Origin of the sequence: Bacillus sp. FSL H8-0534 (assembly GCF_038005885.1) — a bacterium.
Taxonomy (GTDB): domain Bacteria; phylum Bacillota; class Bacilli; order Bacillales; family Bacillaceae_G; genus Bacillus_A; species Bacillus_A pseudomycoides.
Genome location: NZ_JBBOUC010000001.1, coordinates 4223220 through 4249303, shown reverse-complemented (window position 1 = coordinate 4249303; position 26084 = coordinate 4223220). Strand labels below are relative to the sequence as shown.

Here is a 26084-nt window from a genome sequence, read left to right as displayed (position 1 = left end):
CCATGCTATTTTTGTGTTAATCGCTTCACGATTTTCACTGTTTCGTACGCTGCTTTTTCCACTTGTTCTTTCGTATTACCAAGACCAAAGCTAAAACGTACAGATGAACGTATTTGATCGGAATCTTTTCCAAACATCGCCACTAACACATGCGATGGGTCAATAGAACCAGCTGTACATGCAGAACCACTTGATACTGCAATACCTGCTAAGTCTAAGTTTACAAGAAACGGCTCAATATCCATTCCTGTGAAACTTACATTAAACACATGTGGTAAGCGATATTCTAAGTTTCCGTTTACCTCGAAAGTAATGTCTTCTTTTTGAAAGACAGATACCATTATATCTTTAAATCCTTCATATTGGGCAATTTTTTGCTCACGCGTTGATTCTGCCAACTTAACAGCTTGCTCTAGCCCAACGATGCTAGGTACATTCTCAGTACCTGCACGACGTTTTCGCTCTTGCTCCCCGCCCGTTAATAACGGTTCAAACTTCACTTGCGCGCTAGCATATAAATAACCTACACCTTTTGGACCATTAATTTTATGAGCTGAGATTGATAATAAATCAATGCCTAACTCTTTCACATCAATTGCTGTTAAACCGTAGGCTTGTACAGCATCCGTGTGAAAATAAGCGTGATGTTCTTTTAACAGTTCTCCAATTTCTGCAATCGGTTGAACCGTTCCAACTTCATTATTTCCAAACATAACAGATACGAGAATCGTTTCATCTGTTAACGCCTCTTTTACATCAGAAACTTGAACACGACCCGTTTCATCAACCGGTAAATACGTCACCTCAAAGCCTTCTCGCTCTAATGCTTCACATGTATGCAAAATAGCGTGATGTTCAATCTGCGTCGTAATAATATGATTTCCTTTATTGCGGTTTGCACGTGCCACACCTAAAAGTGCTAAATTATCAGCCTCCGTACCACCGCTTGTAAAAATAATTTCATTTGGATTTGCATGAATGCTACGTGCACAAACACGTCTTGCTTCATCTACAGCATGGCGCGTTTGGCGTCCATAAAAATGAATACTAGACGGATTACCAAATATTTCTGTCATATATGGAATCATCTTTTCGACTACTTCTGGGTGAGCCGGAGATGTCGCAGCATGATCTAAGTAAATGCGTTCCATCAGATCTCCTTCTTTCCAAATCGTTTCACAAGGAATTAAATGTAAAACATATAACCCCCATGATTCTCTTCCTCATAACGTACTAAATCTTCTAGAGTTGTACTATCTAATACTTCTTGTACTGCATCACGAACACGCATCCACAACTGGCGCTGTGCTGGTTCTTCCTCTTCTATCATTTCAACAACGCTAATTGGGCCTTCTAAAACACGAATTACATCGCCAGCCGTAATATTAGCTGGTTGGTCAGATAATACATAACCACCATATGCACCACGCGTACTTTTTACAAGACGAGCGTTACGAAGTGGAGAGATTAATTGCTCTAAGTAATGTTCAGATAGGTCATGCGCTTGCGCAATTGATTTTAAAGAAATTGGACCCTCACCAAACTTCTTCGCAAGATCAATCATAATTGTTAAGCCGTAACGGCCTTTCGTTGAAATTTTCATCTATTTCGCACCTCTTTTCAAAATTTCACTTCTATTAGTTAAATCTTTATTCGTAAGAAGAACACAATTTTAAAATCAAAATCCTATGAAATTATAGCATAATATAGTATTATAAGAAATTTCAACTTATGTATCAAAATGATAACATAAAATCACATTGAAAAACTCGGTAATTATTACAATAAAGAGAAGAATGAAAAAATTAAGCAGAATTACTTATAAATACAGTAGTATATTTCAATTTTCCATAAAAAAGATGATACCATAGAATATGATTACATATTAAGGGAGACGGTCATAATGAAACAACCACTCGCACACCGAATGCGTCCGACAAATATTAAAGAAATAATTGGTCAAGAGCATTTAGTTGGTGAAGGGAAAATTTTATGGCGAATGGTTCAGGCAAACCATTTCCAATCGATGATTTTATACGGTCCACCTGGAACTGGAAAAACATCGATTGCTAGTGCAATTGCCGGCAGTACAGGGACGCCCTTTCGCCTATTAAATGCTGTTACTCATAATAAAAAAGACATGGAAGTTGTCGTGCAAGAAGCAAAGATGCACCGCCACCTTGTTTTAATTTTAGATGAAGTTCACCGCTTAGATAAAGCAAAACAAGACTTCTTATTACCTCACTTAGAAAGCGGGCTTCTGACCTTAATTGGCGCAACAACAAGTAATCCATTCCATGCGATTAACTCTGCCATTCGTAGCCGATGTCAAATCTTTGAACTACACGCACTAACAGAAAATGATATTTTAATCGGCTTAAAACGAGCGCTTGAAGATAAAGAAAAAGGTTTAGGTGAATATCATGTAACAGTTACAGATGAAGCAATGTGTCACTTTGCAAATGCCTCTGGCGGAGATATGCGATCGGCTTATAACGCACTTGAACTTGCTGTTTTATCTAGCTTTACAACAGACGATCAATCAACCGAAATCACATTAGAAATTGCTGAAGAATGTTTACAGAAAAAGAGTTTTGTTCACGACAAAGGCGGAGATGCTCATTATGATGTCCTATCTGCCTTTCAAAAATCAGTTCGCGGAAGCGATGTGAACGCTGCACTTCATTATTTAGCGCGCCTTATTGAAGCTGGTGACTTACAAAGTATCGGGAGACGTCTTCTTATTATGGCATATGAAGACATTGGACTGGCTAGCCCGCAAGCAGGTCCCCGTACACTTGCTGCGATTGAGTCGGCAGAACGTGTTGGTTTTCCAGAAGCTCGCATTCCGCTTGCCAATGCAGTTATCGAACTTTGTCTTTCTCCAAAATCAAATTCAGCATACAAGGCACTTGATGCAGCACTTCACGACTTGCGAAACGGACAAACTGGCGATATCCCAAGTCATTTAAAAGATAGTCACTATAGAGGTGCTGAATCATTAGGTAGAGGTATTGGATACTTATATCCACATGATTATCCAAATGGATGGGTACAGCAGCAATACTTACCAGATAAAATAAAAAACAAGCAATATTATAAGCCGAAAACAACGGGGAAATTCGAACAAGCACTTTTAGGCGTATATGAAAGATTGCAAAGTTCGCATAAAAGCAAACCAAAAGGGTAATCTAAGCGAAAACGACATGATAATGGAGGTTTCGCTTATGAAAACGCGCCAAGATGCATGGACAAGAGAAGACGATCTCCTTTTAGCAGAAACCGTTTTACGACATATTCGCAGTGGAAGTACTCAGCTGAAAGCGTTCGATGAAGTTGGAGACAAATTAAACCGGACTTCAGCTGCTTGTGGTTTTCGCTGGAATGCTGAAGTCAGACAAAATTATGAGGATGCTGCACAGCTCGCTAAGAAGCAAAGAAAAGAGTTAAAGCGTTCGGAAGCAAATGTAGAAAAAGAGCAACTATTAAAGCTAAAACCAAAACAAAAAGTCGTAATTGATGCTGATTTTTCCGAAGCAATCGTTTCTAATAAACATTCTCTTACAATGCAAGATGTAATCTCATTCTTGCAAAACCTAGGGCATAATAATCCTCACTTAGAAAAGATACAAATTGAAAATGAAGACTTGCATACAAAGCTTGCCTCCTTACAAAAAACAAACGATGAACTAGAAGTCAAACTAGCATCTTTAACGAAAAAACAACAAGCAATCGAAGAAGATTATGCGATGCTTGTTAGAATTATGGACCGTGCCCGGAAGCTTGTGTTAGTAGATGAACAGCAAGATCAAATTGCACCTATTTTTAAAACGGATCAAAACGGGAATTTAGATATTATATATTCGGCAGAAAATTAAAATACTCTAAAGCAACAGGAAATATATTACTTTTATGCTATTATAAACATAACAAGACTTGTTACTGAAAGGAGAGGTTATCTATTTCATTAACAATTTTCAAAATTACACTTGGGATTCTTGTGTTACTTTTAGGATTCTTCACAATTAGAGGTTTAAAAAAGACTTCTGCATACAAATCGGACAAATACGAGAATTATTTATTATTTTTAATCGCTTTTGAATCTATCGTTTTACCGATATGGATATTTCTTTAACATCTTTTCATACAAATAAAAAAGCGTATACTCCTCATGGAATATACGCTTTTTTATTTTTTATTCTTGCCCTACACGCTTCACTTCTACGTTTTTAATACGTTCACGTACAACGTGACTCGCCATAATTAAACCAGCCACAGATGGTACGAAGGCATTTGAGGAAGGTGGTAATTTCGCTTTACGAATTTTCGCATTTTCGTCTGGTACGATTTCTTTACGTACTTCTTCACGAATTACGATTGGGTTTTCGTCAGAGAAGACAACTTTTACACCTTTTTTAATACCCTCTTTACGAAGCTTCGTACGAATTACTTTCGCAATTGGATCTGTATGTGTTTTAGAAATGTCCGCAATACGGAAACGAGTTGGGTCCATTTTATTTGCTGCGCCCATACTTGAGATAATTTTAATTTTACGACGTAAACATTGTTTAATTAAATGAATTTTGAACGTAATTGTATCAGATGCATCCACTACGAAATCTAAGCCGTGTTTAAAGAACTCTTCATATGTTTCATCTGTATAAAACATTTCTAGTCCAATTACTTCACATTCCGGATTAATGTCTGCAATGCGCTCTTTCATTAATTCTACTTTTGAACGTCCTACAGTAGATACTAAAGCATGAATTTGACGGTTTACATTTGTAATATCTACAACGTCTTTATCAACTAATACAAGACGTCCTACGCCAGAACGCGCTAACGCTTCTGCTGCGAATGAACCTACACCGCCAATTCCTAGAATACCAACTGTACTATTTTTTAATATTTCAAGACCTTCTTTTCCGAAGGCTAATTCATTACGTGAAAATTGATGTAACATTCAGCTCTACACTCCTATTACAAAAATGGTCTACCATGTATTCTAGCGTTTTTCCGACTATTTGTATAGAAAAAGTTATAGAATTCCTAAAAATACATATTCAAAAAAAGGATTACTAGCTAAACCGGACTTTTTAAATTTCCCTTCCAATCTATGTTTAAAAAGGAGGATTCAGAGAGCCGAGCTGTTCGAGGCGCTGACGCCAGGAGGTGCGGAGTGTAGGATTACTTACTCGAGCACCGGACTGGCGAAGCAACGAAGAAATGTGACTGCTATCTGAACCAGATTTTTTAAACTTCCTCTTCCAATCCACGTTTAAAAAGGAGGATCCAGAGAGCCGAGCTGTTCGAGGCGCTGACGCCAGGAGGTGCGGAGTGTAGGATTACTTACTCGAGCACCGGACTGGCGAAGCAACGAAGAAATGCGACTGCTATCTGAACCAGATTTTTTAAACTTCCTCTTCCAATCCACGTTTAAAAAGGAGGATTCAGAGAGCCGAGCTGTTCGAGGCGCTGACGCCAGGAGATGCGGAGTGTAGGATTACTTACTCGAGCACCGGACTGGCGAAGCAACGAAGAAATGCGACTGCTATCTGAACCAGATTTTTTAAACTTCCACTAAAAAAAATCCTAGATGGGTTTAGTATAACCATCTAGGACTCCTTCTTACTTCTCTTCTTTTACGTTTAATTGTAAGTATAGCTCTTCAAGCTGCGCTTCTGCAACAGGACTTGGAGCATCTGTTAATAAGCAGCTTGCGCTTGCTGTTTTCGGGAATGCAATTGTATCACGAAGGTTTGTACGGCCTGCAAGTAACATTACGAGACGGTCTAAACCTAATGCGATTCCGCCATGTGGTGGTGTACCATATTCGAACGCTTCTAATAAGAATCCGAATTGTTCTTGTGCTTCTTCTTGAGAGAATCCAAGAGCTTTGAACATTTTTTCTTGTACATCACGCTCATAAATACGAAGTGAACCACCACCAAGCTCATAACCGTTTAATACAAGGTCATATGCTTGTGCACGCGCTTTTTCTGGTGCTGTTTCTAATAACTCAACATCTTCACGGAATGGCATTGTGAATGGATGATGCGCTGCGAAGTAGCGATCAGCATCTTCATCATACTCAAGAAGCGGCCAATCTGTTACCCATAGGAAGTTAAATTTGCTTTCGTCAATTAACTCAAGTTCTTTACCTAAGCGTAAACGAAGTGCACCTAAGCTATCTGCAACAACGCTCTTTTTATCAGCAACGAATAATAATAAGTCACCCGCAGCCCCATCTAATGTGCTCATTAGTACGTTTGCATCTTCTTCACCGAAGAATTTCGCAATTGGTCCTTTTAAGCCATCTTCTTCAACTTTTAACCAAGCTAAACCTTTTGCTCCGTATACTTTTACGAATTCAGTTAATGCATCAATGTCTTTACGAGAATATTTACCTGCTGCACCTTTTGCATTAATTGCTTTTACTTGCCCGCCGCTTTCTACAGCACTTGTGAACACTTTGAAGCCGCAATCTGCTGCAAACTCAGATAAGTCAGTAAGCTCCATTGCAAAGCGTGTATCTGGTTTATCAGAACCGTAGCGAGCCATTGCATCAGCATACTTCATACGAGGGAATGGTGCACGAACCTCTACGCCTTTTGCATCTTTCATCACTTTTGTCATCATACGTTCCATCATTTCTAGAATTTCATCTTGTGTTAAGAATGATGCCTCGATGTCAATTTGTGTGAATTCTGGTTGACGATCGGCACGTAAATCTTCATCGCGGAAACAACGTGCTACTTGATAATAACGCTCAAATCCGCCGACCATTAGAAGCTGTTTAAATAGCTGTGGAGATTGAGGTAACGCGTAAAATTCACCTTCATGCACACGGCTTGGTACTAAATAGTCACGTGCTCCTTCTGGTGTACTCTTTGTTAAAATTGGTGTTTCAACTTCTAAAAACTCTTCTGAATCTAAGAAGTTACGAATTGTTTTTGTCACGTCGTGACGCATTTTGAATGTGTTATACATAACAGGGCGACGTAAATCTAAATAACGATATTTTAAACGAACATCTTCTGATGCATCTGTATCGTCTGCAATAATAATCGGCGTTGTTTTTGCTGCATTTAATACATTTACTTTCGTTGCTTGTACTTCAATGCGCCCTGTTGCCATATTTTCATTAATTGCACCTTGACCACGTTCAACAACTGTTCCTTCTACGTGTAATACGTATTCGCTACGAATTGTTTCTGCTACTTCTAGTGCTTCTTTTGATGTTTCTGGGTTAAATACAACTTGCACGATACCTGTACGGTCACGTAAGTCGATGAAAATGAGTCCGCCTAAGTCACGGCGTTTTTGTACCCAACCTTTTAATTGAACGGTTTGTCCAACTGCTTCTACTGTTACTTTTCCACATGCATGTGTTCTTTCAGCCATTGTTCGTTCCCCCTATATTAATTTCTCTGCTACATATGAAGCAAATACATCTAAAGCCACTTCTTCTTGTCCACCTGTTGCCATATCTTTTAAGTTGATGATGCCTTTATCTAGCTCATCTTCTCCTAATACAGCTACATATTTCGCATTTAGACGATCTGCTGATTTAAATTGTGCTTTCATTTTGCGATCTAAATAATCTTTTTCAACTGATAATCCAGCTTTACGAAGATCAAATGCAATTTTTGCTGCGTGATCTTTCGCTTTATCTCCAAGTGCTACAACGTAGCAATCAATGTTATGTTCAATTGGTAATTCAATATTTTCAGCTTTCAGCGCCATAATTAAACGTTCAATACTCATCGCAAAACCAATACCAGGCATTTCTGGACCACCGATTTCTTGTACAAGACCGTTATAGCGACCACCGCCACTTAATGTCGTGATTGCACCGAAACCGTCTGCTTCACTCATAATCTCAAATACAGTGTGCTGATAGTAATCTAAACCGCGCACTAGGTTTGGATCTTTTTCAAATGGGACACCCATCATTGTTAATAACTCTTGTACTTTTTCATAGTACGTTGTTGATTCTTCGTTTAAGTATTCTGTAATAGACGGTGCTGTGCTCATTAATTCATGATCACGGTCCTTTTTACAGTCTAAAATACGAAGTGGATTTTTCTCTAAACGAGATTGGCAATCTGAACAGAATTCGCCGATGCGAGGCTCAAAGTGAGCGATTAACGCCTCACGGTGCGCTTGACGGCTCGCTGCATCACCTAAGCTATTTAGGACAACTTTAATGTTTTTTAATCCCATGCCGCGGTAGAATTCTACAGCAAGTGCAATCACTTCCGCATCAATTGCTGGATCATTACTACCGATTGCCTCGATACCAAATTGTACGAATTGACGATAGCGACCCGCTTGTGGTCTTTCATAACGGAACATTTGACCGATGTAATATAATTTCGTTGGCTGTGTTGCATCACCATACATTTTATTTTCAACATAAGAACGTACAACAGGTGCAGTTCCTTCTGGACGTAATGTTAAGCTACGTTCGCCACGATCTTGGAATGAGTACATTTCTTTTTGTACGATATCTGTTGTATCACCAACACCGCGTAAAAATAATTCTGTGTGCTCAAAAATTGGTGTACGAATCTCTTTATAGTTGTAACGACGGCAAATTTCGCGTGCTTGCCCTTCGATATACTGCCATAACTCAACGGTTCCTGGAAGAATATCTTGCGTTCCGCGTGGGATTTGAATAGACATATTCAGTTCCTCCTCAAATTGTTTTAATCTTATTAAAAATAAAAAAACTCCCGCCTCTACTGATTATCCAGTAGGGACGAGAGTATTATTACCCGTGGTGCCACCCTAATTGAAGCACGTATGCTTCCACTTTTTTAATAACGCTTAAACTTGCGTTCAACCCCTACTAAGCATTTGTGCCGTTCAAGTTGAAACCTACAGAGTGTCATTCGATTAGTCATCATGTAGAAATGTTTTCAGCCTAGGACATTTCCTCTCTTTTCATGTGTATCTCATCTACTCTTCTCTATCATCGGTTCTCTTCATATGTAAATATAAAATTACTATACGTTTGTTCAGGGCGATTGTCAAGTGCACTAGGAGCGTTCAATCTGCTTCTTTAACCGTTTTACATCCTGCAATGAAATACCAAATTCAGATGCAAGCTCCATAGAGGTATTATTTTGTTCTCTTGCAATAAACTCATGAAAATTCACGTTAAATAATTGGTTTGCACCGTTTGTAACAGAGTGTCCTTTTTCATTCATGCGCATACGCGTATCCCTCACAATCAATATGGATGTTTTTACTTTTATTGTTCCATATCAATGAGTTAGTTATACACGAATAAGAAAGGGAATCTACTACTGCTTCCATATGTACATAAGGACGCTATTGGTAAAAATGACAATCATAAATATAGTCGCTAACGCAACATATCTTAAATGATAGAGTGCTACAATACCTAACCCTAAAATTATTATTTCTAACATCAGATGTAACGCGCCCTGTAATTTCCATGTTGCTTCTGGTGCTCCAAATAATCCCCATATAACAGCTATGATAAGAGGAAGTACAACGGCAAATGTTCCTTTTATAACAGGTCCTTTCCCCACCTGAAACCCCCAATACCCTATAACTCCAAGGGTACATAACTCTAATACAAAACGTAAAGCTATATTCATTTCTTGAAGCATCGTATACCAGCTCCCCACTTCAGATTCCCCTTCTTCCGCGGTGAGTTGAGCACCTTATATCTCATCGTTTCAAAATTAGTTCGTATATTGACTTAATATACGAACTAACACTTCTGGATTTGTTTGCATCACCCAGTGCCCACCTGTTTGTACTGAAAAAACATCCCAATCTCTTTCTCTCGCTATTTCAGCAGATTTTTGGAAAATAGGCGTCATTGGCCAATGTTCTGGATGATCTAATATTTCTACATATGTATGTGGTATCTCGTCAACTTTCGGATTTTTCATTTCAATCGCTTGTGTAAAAGCTAATAAAGGCATAGCCGATTTTCTTTTATCTGATGCATTTCTAGGGAGAATACGCCATCCCTCCCCAGATAATTTTACTTCTTCTATAAAATGAGTAGCCATTTTAGGTCCAGAAATATCCATAACAGAATCGTCATCATTTGGAAGCATAGCATCTATATACACAAGGTTTTTAATAGATTCAGGAATAACTTCAGCTACCCCCGTTATCACCATACCTGAATAACTATGTCCCACTAAAATTACATCGTGTAACTGTTCATATTGAATAACATTAGCAATATCTTGAATATATGTTTTCAATCCTACACTTGGTTGTGCGAGATGCGTTCTCTCCCCAAGTCCTGTTAATGTAGGTGTATATACCTCATGCCCCTCTTTTCTTAAACATGTAGCGACTTCTTTCCAAACATATCCTCCATCCCATGCTCCATGAACAAATACAAACGTTGCCATAACATGTACCTCCCTGTAATTTCCCTTGTTACTATTTTTGTTATTTTCCAAATAATCATATTACAAATTAACAAAATATTCCTTTCGTAAGACTTATAAGATGAAACTTTAAACAGTGTAGGTATTATCGCCCGTGAATAGCGGGATAAAAAAAGAGAGGATGACATGCATCCTCTCTTCCAGCATCATTATTTACTTTCTAAAATTAAGGTCACCGGACCATCATTAATTAAAGAAACATCCATCATTGCTCCGAACCTGCCCGTTTCTACGCGCAGTCCTTGTTTGCGCAGTTCTTCATTGAAGAAATCATACAAGTTCTCTGCGTAGTCTGGTTTCGCAGCATCCATAAAGTTTGGGCGTCTTCCTTTACGGCAATCTCCGTACAATGTAAATTGTGAAATGGATAGCACTTGTCCCTCCATATCAAGGACAGAATGGTTCATCTTCCCGTTCCCATCCTCAAAAATACGTAAATTCGCAACCTTCTCGGCAATATATGTTGCATCTTTTTCTGTATCTTCATGTGTAATGCCAACTAGCAATGTTAAACCGAACGGAATTTGCCCTACAATCTCACCATCTACTGTAACAGACGCTTCTTTTGATCGTTGCAAGACAACTCTCATATTTTATACACTCCCTATTAATGCATCATGCGGCGTACTGCATAAATTTCTGGAACTCTTTTAATACGCTCTACTACCTTTTTCAAATGATGTAAATTACGAATAGAAATGGACATATTGATCGTTGCCATTTTATTGCGGTCGCTTCTACCTGAAACAGCTGAAATATATGTTTTCGTCTCTGTTACAGCTTGCAGAACTTCATTTAGTAAGCCGCGGCGATCATAACCAGAAATTTCAATATCAACGTTATACTCAATCTCTTTTTCTGGACTACCTTCCCACTCTACTTCTAGTAAACGCTCCTTAGCTTCTTCTGTATGCACATTGACGCAATCACGACGGTGAATAGAGACACCGCGTCCTTTCGTAATGTATCCGACAATATCGTCACCTGGAACTGGGTTACAGCATTTCGATAAGCGAATTAATAAATTGTCAGCTCCACTTACTTTTACACCTGAATCCCATTTTCTGATTTTCATCGGTTTACGAACTTCTTTTACTTCCACAATATCTTGTTCTTCGTCACGTTGTTTGCGGAACTTGTCCGTTAGACGCGTTGCAATTTGTGCAGCCGTAATGCCGTTATACCCAACTGCCGCAAACATATCCTCTTCATTTGCAAAGTTGTATTTCTCAGCCACTCGCTTTAAATTGTCAGGTGCTAATATTTCTTTCATTTCATACTCTAAGCTACGCACTTCTTTTTCAACAAGCTCGCGACCTTTTTCGATATTCTCATCTCGGCGCTGCTTTTTGAAGAATTGGCGGATTTTATTTTTCGCATGAGATGTTTGCGCAAGTTTTACCCAGTCCTGACTTGGTCCATATGAATGTTTAGATGTTAAAATTTCAATGATATCACCTGTTTTTAATTTATAATCAAGTGTTACCATTTTCCCGTTTACTTTTGCACCAATTGTTTTATTCCCTATTTCTGAATGGACACGGTAAGCAAAATCAATTGGAACAGAACCTAGTGGTAATTCCATGACGTCTCCTTTTGGTGTAAAGACGAATACCATATCAGAAAATAAATCAATTTTTAATGACTCCATAAATTCTTCCGCATTAGAAGCTTCATTTTGCCATTCTAATATTTGACGGAACCACGTTAATTTTTTCTCAAGTGTACCTGTTGCTTCTGCCGCTTTTCCTTCTTTATATGCCCAGTGTGCCGCAATTCCGTATTCTGCAATTTCATGCATTTCTTTCGTACGAATTTGCACTTCAAGCGGGTCACCTTTTGGACCAATCACAGTTGTATGGAGGGATTGATATAGGTTCGCTTTCGGCATTGCAATATAATCTTTAAAACGACCTGGCATTGGTTTCCAGCACGTATGAATAATTCCTAACACTGCATAGCAGTCTTTAATACTATTTACAACAACGCGCACAGCTAGCAAATCATAAATTTCATTAAATTGTTTATTTTGAAGTGCCATTTTACGATAAATACTATAAATATGCTTTGGGCGACCTGAAATATCAGGTTGAATCGCTACTTCTTTCAGCTTGTCACGAATACCCGTCATGACTTCATCTAAATATTCTTCACGTTCTGCACGTTTCCGCTTCATTAAGTTTACAATGCGATAGTATTGCTGCGGATTCAAATAGCGAAGCGATGTATCCTCTAGCTCCCATTTAATAGTATTAATTCCGAGTCTATGAGCTAAAGGTGCAAAAATTTCTAACGTTTCATTTGCGATACGACGCTGCTTTTCTTGAGGCAAATGCTTAAGTGTACGCATGTTATGAAGACGGTCAGCTAATTTGATTAAAATAACACGAATATCTTGGGCCATTGCAATAAACATTTTGCGATGGTTCTCTGCTTGCTGTTGTTCATGAGATTTGTATTTAATTTTCCCAAGCTTTGTAACACCATCAACAAGCATGGCAATTTCTTTATTAAATTCCCGTTCAATATCTTCTAGTGTAACCTCGGTATCTTCTACTACATCATGCAAAAAACCTGCCGACACTGTAGATGGATCCATGTGTAAATCGACTAAAATACCTGCTACTTGAATCGGGTGAATAATATATGGTTCGCCCGATTTTCTATACTGTTCGCTATGTGCGTCACGTGCATATTCATAGGCACGTGCCACCAGCTCAATATCATCGTCCGCTAAATATTGACTTGCCTTCTCGAGTACCTGTTCAGCTGTTAGTACTTGCTCATTTGCCATCGAATCACCTTTTATTGAAAATTGACTTTTCCCTTACTCATTAGAATAAATTTTATTCTATCATTATAACCTAATGATTGTGAATTGTGAAAAGGAAAAGATTTTACTGATATTTCATCATACTTTTTTGTACAATTATACAAAAGTACCCGCTCCTCTCCAAGAGATTCACGGGTACTTTTTTTCTATCGCCGTAGTTTTATCTATATAATAATTAGTATTTTTCTAACACTAATACATCATAACCGTCTAACATTTTGCGGCCATCTAAGTAAGTAAGTTCTACTAAGAATGCAATCCCTGCTACAATTCCACCAAGCTCTTCAACTAGCTTAATTGTCGCTTCGATTGTTCCACCTGTAGCTAATAGGTCATCTGTAATTAATACGCGTTGACCTGGTTTAATTGCATCTTTATGGATTGTTAAAACATCTTTTCCATACTCTTTACCGTAGTCAACTGTAATTACTTCACGAGGTAATTTCCCTAATTTACGAACTGGTGCAAATCCTACTTCTAATGCGTAAGAAACTGGGCAACCGATAATAAAACCACGCGCTTCTGGTCCTACTACAAGGTCGATGTCTCTTTGTTTTGCGTAAGCAACGATTTCATCTGTTGCTGCTTTGTATGCTTGCCCATCGTTCATTAAAGGTGTGATGTCTTTAAAAACGATACCTTCTTTCGGATAATCCGGTACAATTGCGATATGTTGCTTGAAGTCCATATTTCTGAATCCTCCTCAGATATAAAAGGTCTGTAAATACAAGGCCTTTACCCTAACTGTTCTACTTCTTTATGATTACGAATCGTTTCAAACCATGTATATAATTGTTGATATGTGCTATAAATCAACTCTTTTTCTAGTTGTAAATGGTTCATTTTCTCACGATATGTGTTCGATTCAATTAAATCACGCTTTTTCATTTCTTCTGCCATAAAAATGACACCGTCTTTTATTGTAACAAATTCTAACTCAAAAAACACCTGTGTCATGAAATTTACTGTATCTTTTGACCAACCTTTATGACGACATAGCTGTTCTCCATGTTGTCTTAAAGAAAATGGTGCTTTTTGGTGTAAAAAGGAATAGTACCATTTAAAGTGTTCCCTTGTTGGAACTGTACTAAATAAATGATTATTCTCTTGGTAAAACAGCGTATAAATTCGCGCTGGGAATCCTGCCTCAAATAAACCTCGTAATTCATCCGTTGACTTTGGTAAATCTAGCAACACAATATAACGACCATCTAGGTCAGTCACTTCTGAAGCATGTATAAGTTGTTCTTTATATTCTTCTAAAGAAAATTTATTTAATACCTCTTCAGAAAAATACACCATTGTTATTTTTTCTCGTGAAAGTTCTGCTAAGTTCGATTCCACATTACGCATACTACGCCAATCAAATAATTGCCATGCATCTACCGCAATATCTTGAATCATAAGTTGCGGTTTTTTGAAATTATTCCATTCATTAATTGATGCCTCACCAACGACAGAAACGTGAGCAACTGGAGAAATTTCTTTCGCATAGGCTCCAAAACCAAATCCAATCGTATCTAACGTCGCCTGTCCGTCACGAAGTGCCATTTTCAAATGAGAACCATCAGATCCAATGGCACGAATACTTTCTAACTCCGCATCTCTAATTGCGATTCGCGGCTTCGGATTTCCAACACCAAACGGTGCGAGCTTCTGCATTTCCTCAATCGCTGAGAGCGTCACATCCTCCACTTTGCAAATCGCATCAACTGTTGTAATCGGAGTAAAATCTTCAGACGTTAAAATCGCATCTGCTTGTTCATTTAAGCGGCGGCGCAATTCATCCACATCATTCATATGAAGCGTCATTCCCGCCGCCATCGGATGTCCCCCAAAGTGCGGTAACAATTCCCTACAATCTGATAAGTTTGCAAATAAGTCAAATCCTGCAATACTACGAGCAGACCCTTTTGCTGTTTGCTTCTCGGGATCAATACACAATACAATTGTTGGACGATAAAAGCGTTCTACTAATTTAGAAGCAACAATCCCTATTACTCCTGGATTCCATCCTTCTTTCGCGAGCACTAACACTTTATTGTCCTCTGGCAGATAATTGTTTTCTACCTCTGCAATCGCCTCTTCTGTAATTTGCTTTACAATATCTTTTCGAAGCTTGTTCAGTTCATCAATTTCTTCAGCAAGCTCTTTCGCTTCTTCTGGATCTTCTGATAAAAGGAGGTGAACTGCCGGAGCCGCATCTTCTAAACGACCAATTGCATTAATACGCGGTGCGATTGAGAAACCAATGCTCTCTTCCGTAATCTCACTTTGTGAAACATTTGCTACTTTAAATAATGCTTTTAAACCAATATTTTTTGTCATTCGCATTTGTTTCAATCCACGCTGCACAAGCAATCTATTTTCACCATGAAGTGATACTAAATCGGCTACCGTACCAATCACTGCAATTTCTAATAAATGCTCCGGTACACGCCCAAGTAGTGCATGCGCTACTTTAAACGCAACACCAACGCCCGCTAAATAATGAAACGGGTAAACACCACCCTTTAGCTTCGGGTGAATAATCGCAAGTGCTTCTGGCAGTTCTGGCGGCGGCTCATGATGATCTGTAATAATAAGATCTATACCAAGCTCTTTTGCTACTTGCGCCTCATGGACTGCTGCGATACCTGTATCAACAGTAATGATAAGAGAAAATCCCGCACGGTGTGCCCAGCGGAACGCCTCTTCATTCGGTCCATACCCTTCAGTAAATCGGTTTGGAATATAGAACTCAACATCCGCACCTAATTCTTGAAGAGCAAGAAATAAAACGGTTGTACTACTTACACCGTCCGCATCATAGTCTCCGAATATTAAAATTTGTTCTCCATTTTGAATGGCTTGCCCTATACGTTCTACCGTAAGGTCCATTCCTTCAAGCAAAAATGGATCGTGAAATTCTTGCTGTCCTGTATTTAAAAAATCCACAATCTTATCTTCTGTATCTAAACCTCTACTGAGGAATAACGAAGTAACAAGCGGTGATAATTGCAATTTACTTGCTAATTCACTCACCAGTTCCTCATTAAATGACTTTTCTTTCCAACGCGTCTTCGGTTGTAACACGAAATCACCCCTTAACCTGTCCATTATACAAGACAGATTAAGGGGTGACAATATGATACAAACTCTATTAGTTATGATTGAATATCTCCATAAACAGATGAATATTTACTTATTTCGTATCAATCAGGAGAATACGGATTAATATGTACAAAAACATTTTGTACATTATCTTGTTTCATCAATACCTCTTTTACATGTTTCCCGATGCGATGTCCCTCTTCCACTGTGATATATGGATCAACAGACACTTTAATATCAACAATGACATAATGTCCATGCTCTCTTGCATACAAAGAACCAATTTTTTTCACACCTTCCACTTGAAGAACTGATTCTCTTAGCGGAATAACATCTTCTTCATGAAGTACATGATCAAGCGTTGTATGAATCGCTTCTCTTCCAATACTCCATGCCATCTTTACAACAAGTAGAGAAACAAATAATCCCGCAACAGGATCGGCATACACAAGCCAATCTAAACCTAGTTTATTGCCGATAATAGCTGCACAAATCCCGATTAAAGCTGCAATTGAAGAAAACACATCTGAACGGTGCTCATATGCATTTGCAATAATTGCATCACTATTTATCCGTTTCCCTAATCGATACTTATACTGAAACATCCCTTCTTTTACCACGATAGAAAGAATAACCGCAAAAATTGTAATTCCCTTCGGTGGTTCAAGGTACTGCGTAAAAGCCTTTATAGAAGAAATCGCAATTTCAATCCCAACAATAAATAATAACACTGCAACAATAATCGCTGAAATCGATTCCGCTTTTCCGTGCCCATACGGATGATCTTCATCGGGGGGTTGCTTCGCTGCACGCAATCCAAAAAACACAGCTAACGAACCAACTACATCTGACGCTGAATGAACTGCGTCCGCTAAAAGCGCCTTACTATTCCCAATATAGCCGATTACCGCTTTTACAATCGCTAAGACAATATTTCCAACGATTCCAACAATGGCACCAAACTCGGCCTGTTTAAAACGTTCATCTTTTTCCATAACTGAAATCCCTTCTTTTCTCAAACTACCTTTTTTATTATTACAAAAAATAATGAAAGAAGCATCACTTCCCACTAGTCTCCGTAACTGGCTCTACTAACCTTTAACAAAACCGCTAAAGGAAGTTTCACTGTCCCTAACACCCCGATTAGTTCCACTAACCTTTAGCAAAAAACGCTAAAGGAAGTATCGCTTTATTGTATCCACAAACGAAAAAAGAGATGCCTCTAATGTAAAGAGGCATCATCTTTTTATATGTTCTGTTCTAACCTTTATACTTGTGGTTCAGATACTTCAGTTTCTACTTTTTTCTTGCCTTTTCCTTTTTTCAATCGGCGATTTTCAAGCATTAGCCAGATTTGAGAAGCAACGAAAACAGAAGAATACGTACCTACAACTAATCCAACCATTAATGCAAGTGAGAAGTTTCGCAGTGATTCACTACCGAAGATCAGCAGTGCAATAACTGGGAACAATACAGTTAAAACTGTATTAATGGAACGACCAATTGTTTGACGAATACTTGAGTTTACGATTTCTTCTAAATCTTTCAAATCACGAATTCGTTTTTTCTGTTTGTATAACTCACGGTTTCGGTCAAAGGTAACAATCGAGTCATTGATAGAATAACCAATAATTGTTAATACCGCAGCGATAAACGTTAAATCTACTTCCAATCGGAATACGCTAAACACAACAATCATAACGAACGCATCATGTAACAATGCTAATACGGCAGATAACGCATATGTGAAACGGAAACGAATACTCACATATAAAATGATAACCGCTGAAGCAATCAGAACCGCGATAAATGCATTTCGTGCAATCTCTTTCCCGATTGTCGGCGAAACTGTACTTACATTCGGATCTGTCCCATATTTATCATGGAAGAATGTTTTTGCTTTTGCAATTTCATCTTTCGATAAAACACCAATTGTACGAACCGCAAATCCTTTATTGTCATCACCTGTTGGTACAATATCCTCTTTTTTTACATCAATTTTTAACTCATGTAAATCTTTTTGAACTTGATCTACACTAATCGCTTGTTTTGACTGCAAGTCCATACGTGTACCACTTGCAAAGTCAATTCCAAGGTTCATTTTGAAAATTGGTAGTATAATTGCTCCAGCAATAACAACTACAACTGAGAATAAGAAGAACTTGTGACCGATATTTACAAAGTTAATACGGTCAAATCTTGTTGGCGCATGTTCTACACCTTTTGACAATGGAATAATTTCCCTCTGTTTCACACCGAAATAAGACATTTTCTTATCGAAGTAACGGCTTTTCACAAGTAATCCAAGTAAGAAACGAGTACCGAATACGTTCGTAATGAAACCAACTAAAATACTTACAATTAAACTCGTTGCGAACCCTTTTACAGAGCTATTACCATAAACGAATAACACCCCAGCTGCTGCAATTGTTGTAATGTTCGCATCTAAAATCGTTGCTAACGAACGGTGGTTACCCGCGCGATATGCAGACATCATCGATTTACCAATTCGTAACTCTTCCTTCAGCCGCTCGTACGTAATGATATTCGCGTCAACCGCAATACCAACCCCGAGCACCAGTGCTGCAATACCTGGCAGTGTAAGGACTGCATGCATCCAATTAAAGACAAGCAATGTTACGAAAATATATAAACCTAACATAATGACCGCTACTAAACCTGGTAAGCGGTAGAATACAAGCATAAATAGGAAGATAAGAGCAATCCCGATTGCACTAGCAAAAATTGTTTCCTGCAATGCTTGTTCACCAAATTTCGCTCCAACAGATGTTGAATACATTTCTTTTAAATCAACAGGAAGTGCACCTGCATTTAATAAAGATGAAAGTTGTTTCGCACTTTCAACCGTAAAGTTTCCACCTACGATTGAAACTTCAGCTTGATTAAACACTTGGTTTACTGTTGCTGCTGATAAGAATTTCGGATTTGGTTTTGCAGCTTCTGCTTTATACGAATCTTTACCTTCTTCAAAATCAAGCCAAATCACCATTAAGTTTGTTGGTGGAGGCATTTTAGATATTTTTTCAGTTACTTCGCGGAATTTATCAGCACTTTTCAGTGTAAGCCCAACGCTTGGTCGCCCTTGTTCATCAAACGTTTGCTTCGCTCCTCCGCCTTTTAAATCTGCTCCATCCATGAGAAGGTTATCATTCACATCACGAAATGTTAATTTCGCTTGCGTAGATAAAATTTCACGTGCTTTTTGCTGATCTTGTACGCCAGCAAGCTGTACACGAATTCGATCTTCCCCTTCAATTTGAATGTTCGGCTCACTAACACCGAGAACATTGACACGGTTTTCAAGAGCACCTACTGTACTTACAAGTACGTCTCGATCAATTTTATCACCTTTTTTCGCTGGCTTTACTTCATATAAAATCTCAAAGCCACCGCGAAGGTCTAGTCCAAGACTAATTCCTTTTGTTATGTTTTTTCCTGTCGCGCCAATAATTCCACCGATTAATAAAACGATGAGAAAAAAGGCGACGATTCTAGTACCACGCTTTGCCATATGTACCTTCTTTCTGCTACTAAAACCATAAACAAATCATATCATTCATTTACGCTAGACAATTTCCTGTAACAACTATTTCTGTTTATTCACAGGCATTCCTTTACACTTCTGCACTTGTCTAGTTAGTAGGCTTCCTTTCTGTGAATTTTCAACTTTCATACTAGCCATATAGGCAAAACCTCAGTTCTACATTTTAGACGCTGGGCTGCAACCTATATCTTACTACAAATTTTTATGACTTCTGCTTCCTACCTCCTTTACTTAAAATCTCTGACATATACATTCCTCTTTATCAATACCTATCATTATACTGCAAAAGGAAGAACAAACCAATTACAGTCGGTTATTTATTTTCATATTCTTCAAATGACCAAAGTGGCGCTTGATACGCTTCTACTGTTAAATATGTCATGTACTCATTTGCTGTTAATGTTAGCACATCATTCACAAGCTCATACAATCTAACTTCACTTTTTACTTTTTTCCACTTTTTACTTTTTAAACATTTCCAAATATCATTAACAGTCACTCGATCATAGCCAAACATTTGGAATTCTTCTAATTTGCTCTCTAAAACGACTTGTAACTGTCCGCGGTAAGCTTCTACCAAATCTTCTTTTTCAATCATTCCATCACATCTCCTTCTGATTTCAGCACGAAAAGTCGCTTTTCATCCCGCTCTAATGGACAGCAATAACTGTCTTTAAGGGTTTTATCGCTCTGCTCTTTCCCATGAAAGTCTTACTTTATAAGCGCATCCTCTTAAATGCTTGTCATTCTTGTCTCATACGTGCATATAAATTATTGTAAATCATTCCATTGATTTTGAGAAGGTAGGAGAAGATCATGACGAGACAAAGCTTTTTACGAGGTGCATTTATTTTAATGCTAGCTGGTTTTATTACAAAAATTCTCGGGTTCATAAACCGAATTGTAATGGCGCGTATTTTAGGAGAAGAAGGCGTCGGTCTTTACATGATGGCTGTCCCCACCTTTATTTTAGCAATTACATTAACACAAATCGGACTTCCTGTTGCCATTGCAAAATTCGTTGCAGAGGCGGAAGCAGTAAATGACAAACAAAAAGTAAAGAGAATATTAACAGTATCATTAGCTGTTACATCCGTTATTAGTATTATCTTAACAATCGGCATCATGCTTCTAACGCCCATCTTAGCTGAAACTTTATTAACGGATAAAAGAACGTACTATCCACTAATGGCAATTTTACCTGTCGTTCCTGTTATTGCGGTTTCCTCTGTTTTGCGCGGCTATTTCCAAGGAAAACAAAATATGAAACCAAGCGCATATGCACAAGTGTTAGAACAAGTTGTCCGTATTACCATTATTGCCGTATGTATTCGGTTATTTTTACCTTACGGTGTTGAATACGCCGCTGCAGGTGCAATGTTATCAGCTGTTCTTGGGGAAGTTGCTTCTTTATTATTCTTACTTACTTTATTTCAGCGTGAAAAACATCTTTCTATACGAACTGGTTTTCTAAACACTGTCAAAGAAAGTAAACATACTTTTCATTCACTTATGGAAATTGCACTTCCAACTACAGGAAGTCGCTTAATTGGATCAGTCTCTTATTTTTTCGAACCAATTATCGTTATGCAAAGCTTAGCGCTAGCTGGTGTTGCGGCTTCAGTTGCTACACAGCAATACGGCATATTAAACGGCTATGCATTTCCTCTCTTATCATTGCCAGCCTTTATTACATATGCGCTTTCTACAGCACTCGTACCATCCATTAGTGAAGCAATGGCAAAAAAACAACATCGATTAGTAGAACACCGTCTGCAACAAGCGCTCCGCATTTCTTTAATTACTGGAGGGTGGTCAGTCGTTATTCTTTATGTATTTGCTTCACCTGTTTTAACTCTCATGTACGGTTCAGACAGCGCAACTGCATTCATTCAATTACTTGCACCATGCTTTTTATTTCACTATTTTCAAAGCCCCCTTACATCTGTTTTGCAAGCTTTAAACTTAGCACGCGCCGCGATGATGAACACGTTTATCGGAGCCATTGTAAAACTGCTCGTTATTTTCTTACTCGCTTCACGTCCAGAATTTCAAATGATGGGGGTCGCACTTGCAATTGCCGCTAACATTGTGACGGTAACATTCCTTCACTACGCTACCGTCTTAAAAAAAATTACATTTACAATTTACATGAGAGATTATATTTTCGGGGGAATTACGATTGCCATTGCAGGAGCTTTCGGATTCTATCTTCATAAATATATTGTTTTTTCACATTCACTTGGCATACAAACATTATGGGAAATTACACTAACCACTATCCTTTATATTCTGCTTCTTCTTATTTTTAAACTGATTCGTAAAGAAGAATTACGACGTATTCCTATTGTTCGTAAACTTTTGATTTCAAAATAAAGTGAAACTTTACTCAGTAGAGGATTCTCCATCCCCACTATCCGCAAATAGCTGGGTAAATAGGCTTGCCTCTAGTCTGGCAAGCCTTTACTTCTCTTTCACATCGACAAAAAACTGTCCATTTTGAAAACTACAATACAAAATTTTTTTCACATCGTTATGCCCTAAGTTTTTTAATTTCTCTACTAGCCAGCCATCCGAATGCTCAATCATCTGTAAATGTTTATATTGAATTTCCCCATCAATAATTAAAGGAAGCGAAAACAGCGGTGTATCATTTTTACTCTTCTTACTTTTTTGTTTTTGAAAGACAGATAATTTTCCAGATGGCTCTAAAATAGCATACTCTACATCTCTTATATCTCCAACTCCCTGCTCACGTAATTGCATCATTAAGTCGTCTATATTATAGCGTTGCTTCCGCATCTGTTTCTCATCAATTTTTCCTGCATTCACAATAATAGCTGGCTCACCTTCTATTAAATGACGAATACGCTGATTTTTTAAAGAAACCATCGATAAAGTTATTTGTACAGCCATGAGCAATACCATAGGAACAAGTTGATGCCAAAGAGACTTATCTGTATTTTCAATTGCGACCACAGCCATCTCACCAAGCATAATAAAAACCACTAAATCTAATACACTAAGTTCTCCAATTTCGCGTTTTCCCATAAGGCGAAAGATAATTAAAATCACAACATATAAAAGCATCGTCCGTCCAATTATCGATAGCCATTCCATTACTTTTTTCTCCTTTTTTAAACATTTTCTACTCATAGGTTTCCCTATAAAAAAGAAACTAGTCTAACTTATCAAAAATGAAAATATGCTTGTATTAAAAAGGGGGAATCATAATGGATGGAACGAAAAAATTATCTACAGCAATCGGATTTGGGATTATCACTTTATTAATATTGGCTTCTATTACAAGTATGTTGATTGCTCTTTTATTAAAGTTTACAGATATAAGTGAAGGAACATTGGCTATAACCATTTTTATACTCGCTCTTCTTTCCATGCTCATATCCGGGTTTATCGCTGGCAAAAAAGCGCAAGGAAAAGGATGGTTCGTCGGATTCACAACCGGACTTATCTTTGCCATTCTTGTTTTTCTCGTTAATTACTTAGGTTTCTCTCACGCATTATCTAATTCACAGCTTCTTTATCAACTTGGGTTAATGGGGGTAAGTACACTCGGAGGCATATTCGGCGTTAATATGTCAAAGCGTACAGATTGAAAAAGCCCTGCATTCGCAGGGCTTTTTACTATTACTTCTTCACAACTTCACGAATCGCATTGCGATCGAATGTTAAGTGTGAACCACCAGATTTAATAACAATCGTAGTGTCATCTACCGATTCAATTGTGCCGTGTAAGCCACCGATTGTTACGATAGCATCACCTTTTTGGATTTCACTTTGCATTTGTGCTACTGCCTTTTGACGCTTTTGCTGCGGGCGAATTAATAAGAAATAGAAAATCGCAAACATCGCAACAATCATGACAATATTCATCATACCTGGATTCATCTTTTGTTCCTCCTTTTAAATTATGTATTAGAAGTTTTTAGCATTCGGTTTATTAAAGCCATATTGTTCAAAGAACTCTTCACGAAAATCGCCAAGACGGTCTTCACGAATGGCTTGTCTCACCTGCTCCATTAAGTTTAACAGAAAATGAAGGTTGTGATAAGACGTTAACCGAATTCCGAATGTTTCATCACACTTCATTAAGTGACGAATGTACGCACGAGAATAATTTTTACATGTGTAGCAATCACAATTTGGATCAAGTGGGCCAAAGTCTCTTGCAAACTTCGCATTTTTCACAACAAGACGTCCTTGACTTGTCATACATGTACCGTTTCGAGCAATACGAGTTGGAAGTACGCAGTCAAACATATCAATACCACGAATTGCACCATCAATTAATGAGTCAGGAGAACCTACCCCCATTAAATAACGTGGTTTATTGTCTGGAAGAAGCGGTGTTGTAAATTCCAGTACGCGGTTCATAATATCCTTTGGTTCCCCAACTGATAATCCACCTACTGCATAACCAGGGAAGTCCATTGAAACAAGATCTTTCGCACTTTGGCGACGAAGTTCTTCAAACTCTCCGCCCTGTACAATCCCAAATAACCCTTGATCTTGTGGACGTTCGTGAGCTTTTAAACAACGCTCTGCCCAGCGGCTCGTACGTTCTACAGATTTTTTCATATATTCAAAAGTAGCAGGAAACGGTGGGCATTCATCAAATGCCATCATAATATCTGAACCTAATGCATTCTGAATCTCCATCGCTTTTTCTGGTGATAAGAATAACTTGTCTCCATTTAAGTGATTACGGAAGTGAACCCCCTCTTCTTCAATACGACGGAAATCACTTAAACTAAACACTTGGAAACCACCAGAATCCGTTAAGATTGCACGGTCCCAGTTCATAAATTTATGTAATCCACCTGCCTCACGTACAATTTCATGACCTGGACGAAGCCATAAATGATACGTATTACTTAAAATAATGCCAGAATCCATCGCCTTTAACTCTTCTGGTGACATTGTTTTAACTGTCGCAAGTGTACCAACTGGCATAAATGTTGGTGTATCAAATGAGCCGTGCGGTGTATGAACGCGACCTAAACGGGCACCCGTTTGTTTACATGTTTTAATAAATTCATAACGAATTGCTGTCATAGATTTACTCCTTTTTATTTACTTCTTTCTTTAGCATGAGATGCAACGAACATCGCATCACCGAAGCTAAAGAAACGGTATTTTTCTTTTACTGCTTCATTATAAGCATGAAGGACATTTTCTCTACTTGCAAATGCACTTACAAGCATAATTAATGTTGATTTTGGCAAATGGAAGTTTGTAATTAAACCGTCAATTGCTTTAAATTCATATCCTGGATACATAAAAATATCCGTCCATCCCGATGTCGCACAAAGCTTACCATCGTGATCTGTAGCAATTGTTTCTAGTGTACGTGTTGACGTTGTACCAACAGTAATAATACGACCGCCGTTCTCTTTCACACGATTTAACAAATCTGCTGTTTCTTCTGACATATGATAATACTCAGCATGCATATGGTGTTCTTCAATTGTATCCGCAGACACTGGTCTAAATGTACCAAGGCCAACATGAAGCGTAATGAATGCTAAATGAACGCCTTTTTTCTTCAATTTCTCTAATAATTCTTCTGTAAAATGAAGCCCAGCTGTCGGCGCTGCTGCAGAACCAATTTCCTTCGCATATACCGTTTGATAACGATCACGGTCTTCCAGTGTTTCTTTAATGTATGGAGGAAGCGGCATTTCTCCAAGTTCATCTAAAATTTCATAAAAGATACCGTCATATGAAAACTCAAGCTGGCGGCCACCTTGATCAGCTGTTCCAATGCAAGTTGCTTTTAACTTTCCTTCACCAAAAGAAATGATAGTTCCTTCTTTTACACGTTTAGCTGGCTTTACAAGCGTTTCCCACTTATCTCCATCTTCTTGCTTTAAAAGAAGCACTTCAATATGTGCACCTGTATCTTCTTTCACACCATGCAAACGAGCAGGCATAACTTTCGTTTCATTTAAAACTAAACAATCACCCTCATGTAAATAAGAAAGAATGTCAGTAAAATGCTTATGCTCTATATCACCTGTTTCACGGTCTAACACCATTAATCTTGATGTTTCGCGCTGTTCAAGCGGCGTTTGGGCAATGAGTTCTTCTGGTAAATGAAAATCAAACAGATTAATATCCATAA

23 protein-coding genes and 1 other annotated feature are annotated in these 26084 nt (G+C 38.2%); of the genes, 4 read left to right on the top strand and 19 right to left on the bottom strand.

What is annotated here, in order from left to right:
• Positions 1–5: 5 nt before the first annotated feature.
• Both MHH71_RS21565 and cymR read right to left on the bottom strand, forming a co-directional pair.
• Positions 6–1151, bottom strand: a complete 1146-nt coding sequence (locus MHH71_RS21565) for a cysteine desulfurase family protein (protein WP_006096041.1) — start codon at positions 1149–1151, stop codon at positions 6–8.
• Positions 1152–1186: 35 nt separating this feature from the next.
• Positions 1187–1603 carry a cysteine metabolism transcriptional regulator CymR gene (cymR, locus tag MHH71_RS21560; RefSeq protein WP_000704116.1) on the bottom strand — a complete coding sequence of 139 codons (417 nt, stop codon included), beginning with the start codon at positions 1601–1603 and terminating at the stop codon, positions 1187–1189.
• Positions 1604–1903: 300 nt separating this feature from the next.
• Between cymR and MHH71_RS21555 the strand changes: the two genes are divergently transcribed.
• Together MHH71_RS21555 and MHH71_RS21550 are read left to right on the top strand one after the other, a co-directional pair.
• A complete protein-coding gene (locus MHH71_RS21555; protein WP_033799115.1) occupies positions 1904–3190 on the top strand; it encodes a replication-associated recombination protein A in 1287 nt (428 codons plus the stop codon).
• Positions 3191–3227: 37 nt separating this feature from the next.
• The gene (locus MHH71_RS21550; protein WP_033799114.1) at positions 3228–3878 is read left to right on the top strand and encodes an RsfA family transcriptional regulator; all 651 of its coding nucleotides are present in this window, start codon (positions 3228–3230) and stop codon (positions 3876–3878) included.
• A gap of 317 nt (positions 3879–4195) precedes the next feature.
• Here the strand turns inward: MHH71_RS21550 and MHH71_RS21545 are convergent, their stop codons facing one another.
• The 13 genes from MHH71_RS21545 to MHH71_RS21485 form a co-directional block, all read right to left on the bottom strand.
• Positions 4196–4963: a tRNA threonylcarbamoyladenosine dehydratase gene (locus tag MHH71_RS21545; protein ID WP_000903177.1), complete on the bottom strand. Its 768-nt coding sequence runs from the start codon at positions 4961–4963 to the stop codon at positions 4196–4198.
• 665 nt (positions 4964–5628) lie between these two features.
• A complete protein-coding gene (gene aspS, locus MHH71_RS21540) occupies positions 5629–7404 on the bottom strand; it encodes an aspartate--tRNA ligase (RefSeq protein WP_003208580.1) in 1776 nt (591 codons plus the stop codon).
• A gap of 12 nt (positions 7405–7416) precedes the next feature.
• On the bottom strand, positions 7417–8688 hold the full coding sequence (gene hisS, locus MHH71_RS21535) for a histidine--tRNA ligase (RefSeq protein WP_006096038.1): 1272 nt from the start codon (positions 8686–8688) through the stop codon (positions 7417–7419).
• A 69-nt stretch (positions 8689–8757) separates the two neighbouring features.
• Positions 8758–8990 (bottom strand) — a binding site (T-box leader).
• A gap of 54 nt (positions 8991–9044) precedes the next feature.
• Positions 9045–9221: a hypothetical protein gene (locus MHH71_RS21530; RefSeq protein ID WP_003200475.1), complete on the bottom strand. Its 177-nt coding sequence runs from the start codon at positions 9219–9221 to the stop codon at positions 9045–9047.
• 90 nt (positions 9222–9311) lie between these two features.
• Positions 9312–9644 (bottom strand): YrdB family protein, encoded by a 333-nt coding sequence (locus MHH71_RS21525; protein ID WP_033799709.1) that lies wholly within the window; start codon positions 9642–9644, stop codon positions 9312–9314.
• A 75-nt stretch (positions 9645–9719) separates the two neighbouring features.
• Entirely contained in the window at positions 9720–10409 is a 690-nt protein-coding gene (locus MHH71_RS21520) for an alpha/beta fold hydrolase (protein ID WP_006096036.1), read from the bottom strand.
• 188 nt (positions 10410–10597) lie between these two features.
• Positions 10598–11038, bottom strand: a complete 441-nt coding sequence (dtd, locus tag MHH71_RS21515; protein ID WP_003200469.1) for a D-aminoacyl-tRNA deacylase — start codon at positions 11036–11038, stop codon at positions 10598–10600.
• A gap of 17 nt (positions 11039–11055) precedes the next feature.
• The gene (gene relA, locus MHH71_RS21510) at positions 11056–13242 is read right to left on the bottom strand and encodes a GTP diphosphokinase (RefSeq protein WP_003200467.1); all 2187 of its coding nucleotides are present in this window, start codon (positions 13240–13242) and stop codon (positions 11056–11058) included.
• 214 nt (positions 13243–13456) lie between these two features.
• A complete protein-coding gene (locus MHH71_RS21505; RefSeq protein ID WP_003200465.1) occupies positions 13457–13969 on the bottom strand; it encodes an adenine phosphoribosyltransferase in 513 nt (170 codons plus the stop codon).
• A 47-nt stretch (positions 13970–14016) separates the two neighbouring features.
• Positions 14017–16356 (bottom strand): single-stranded-DNA-specific exonuclease RecJ, encoded by a 2340-nt coding sequence (recJ, locus tag MHH71_RS21500; protein ID WP_006096035.1) that lies wholly within the window; start codon positions 16354–16356, stop codon positions 14017–14019.
• A 119-nt stretch (positions 16357–16475) separates the two neighbouring features.
• Positions 16476–17369 carry a cation diffusion facilitator family transporter gene (locus MHH71_RS21495; protein WP_018765899.1) on the bottom strand — a complete coding sequence of 298 codons (894 nt, stop codon included), beginning with the start codon at positions 17367–17369 and terminating at the stop codon, positions 16476–16478.
• A 272-nt stretch (positions 17370–17641) separates the two neighbouring features.
• Positions 17642–19906, bottom strand: a complete 2265-nt coding sequence (gene secDF / locus MHH71_RS21490; RefSeq protein ID WP_006096033.1) for a protein translocase subunit SecDF — start codon at positions 19904–19906, stop codon at positions 17642–17644.
• A gap of 346 nt (positions 19907–20252) precedes the next feature.
• On the bottom strand, positions 20253–20537 hold the full coding sequence (locus MHH71_RS21485) for a post-transcriptional regulator (protein ID WP_006096032.1): 285 nt from the start codon (positions 20535–20537) through the stop codon (positions 20253–20255).
• 218 nt (positions 20538–20755) lie between these two features.
• Between MHH71_RS21485 and spoVB the strand changes: the two genes are divergently transcribed.
• Positions 20756–22315 (top strand): stage V sporulation protein B, encoded by a 1560-nt coding sequence (spoVB, locus tag MHH71_RS21480; protein WP_003200453.1) that lies wholly within the window; start codon positions 20756–20758, stop codon positions 22313–22315.
• A gap of 87 nt (positions 22316–22402) precedes the next feature.
• Here the strand turns inward: spoVB and MHH71_RS21475 are convergent, their stop codons facing one another.
• The gene (locus MHH71_RS21475) at positions 22403–23059 is read right to left on the bottom strand and encodes a DUF421 domain-containing protein (RefSeq protein WP_033799113.1); all 657 of its coding nucleotides are present in this window, start codon (positions 23057–23059) and stop codon (positions 22403–22405) included.
• Positions 23060–23172: 113 nt separating this feature from the next.
• On the opposite strand from MHH71_RS21475, the gene MHH71_RS21470 reads away from it, so the two are divergent.
• Positions 23173–23556 (top strand): TIGR04086 family membrane protein, encoded by a 384-nt coding sequence (locus MHH71_RS21470; protein WP_006096030.1) that lies wholly within the window; start codon positions 23173–23175, stop codon positions 23554–23556.
• 31 nt (positions 23557–23587) lie between these two features.
• Here MHH71_RS21470 and yajC read toward each other — a convergent pair whose 3' ends face one another.
• The 3 genes from yajC to queA are packed head-to-tail and all read right to left on the bottom strand — an operon-like array spanning position 23588 to position 26082.
• The gene (gene yajC / locus MHH71_RS21465; RefSeq protein ID WP_006096029.1) at positions 23588–23848 is read right to left on the bottom strand and encodes a preprotein translocase subunit YajC; all 261 of its coding nucleotides are present in this window, start codon (positions 23846–23848) and stop codon (positions 23588–23590) included.
• 27 nt (positions 23849–23875) lie between these two features.
• On the bottom strand, positions 23876–25015 hold the full coding sequence (tgt, locus tag MHH71_RS21460; RefSeq protein ID WP_000125373.1) for a tRNA guanosine(34) transglycosylase Tgt: 1140 nt from the start codon (positions 25013–25015) through the stop codon (positions 23876–23878).
• Between the two features lie 14 nt (positions 25016–25029).
• Positions 25030–26082 carry a tRNA preQ1(34) S-adenosylmethionine ribosyltransferase-isomerase QueA gene (gene queA, locus MHH71_RS21455; RefSeq protein ID WP_003208591.1) on the bottom strand — a complete coding sequence of 351 codons (1053 nt, stop codon included), beginning with the start codon at positions 26080–26082 and terminating at the stop codon, positions 25030–25032.
• Positions 26083–26084 lie beyond the last annotated feature (2 nt).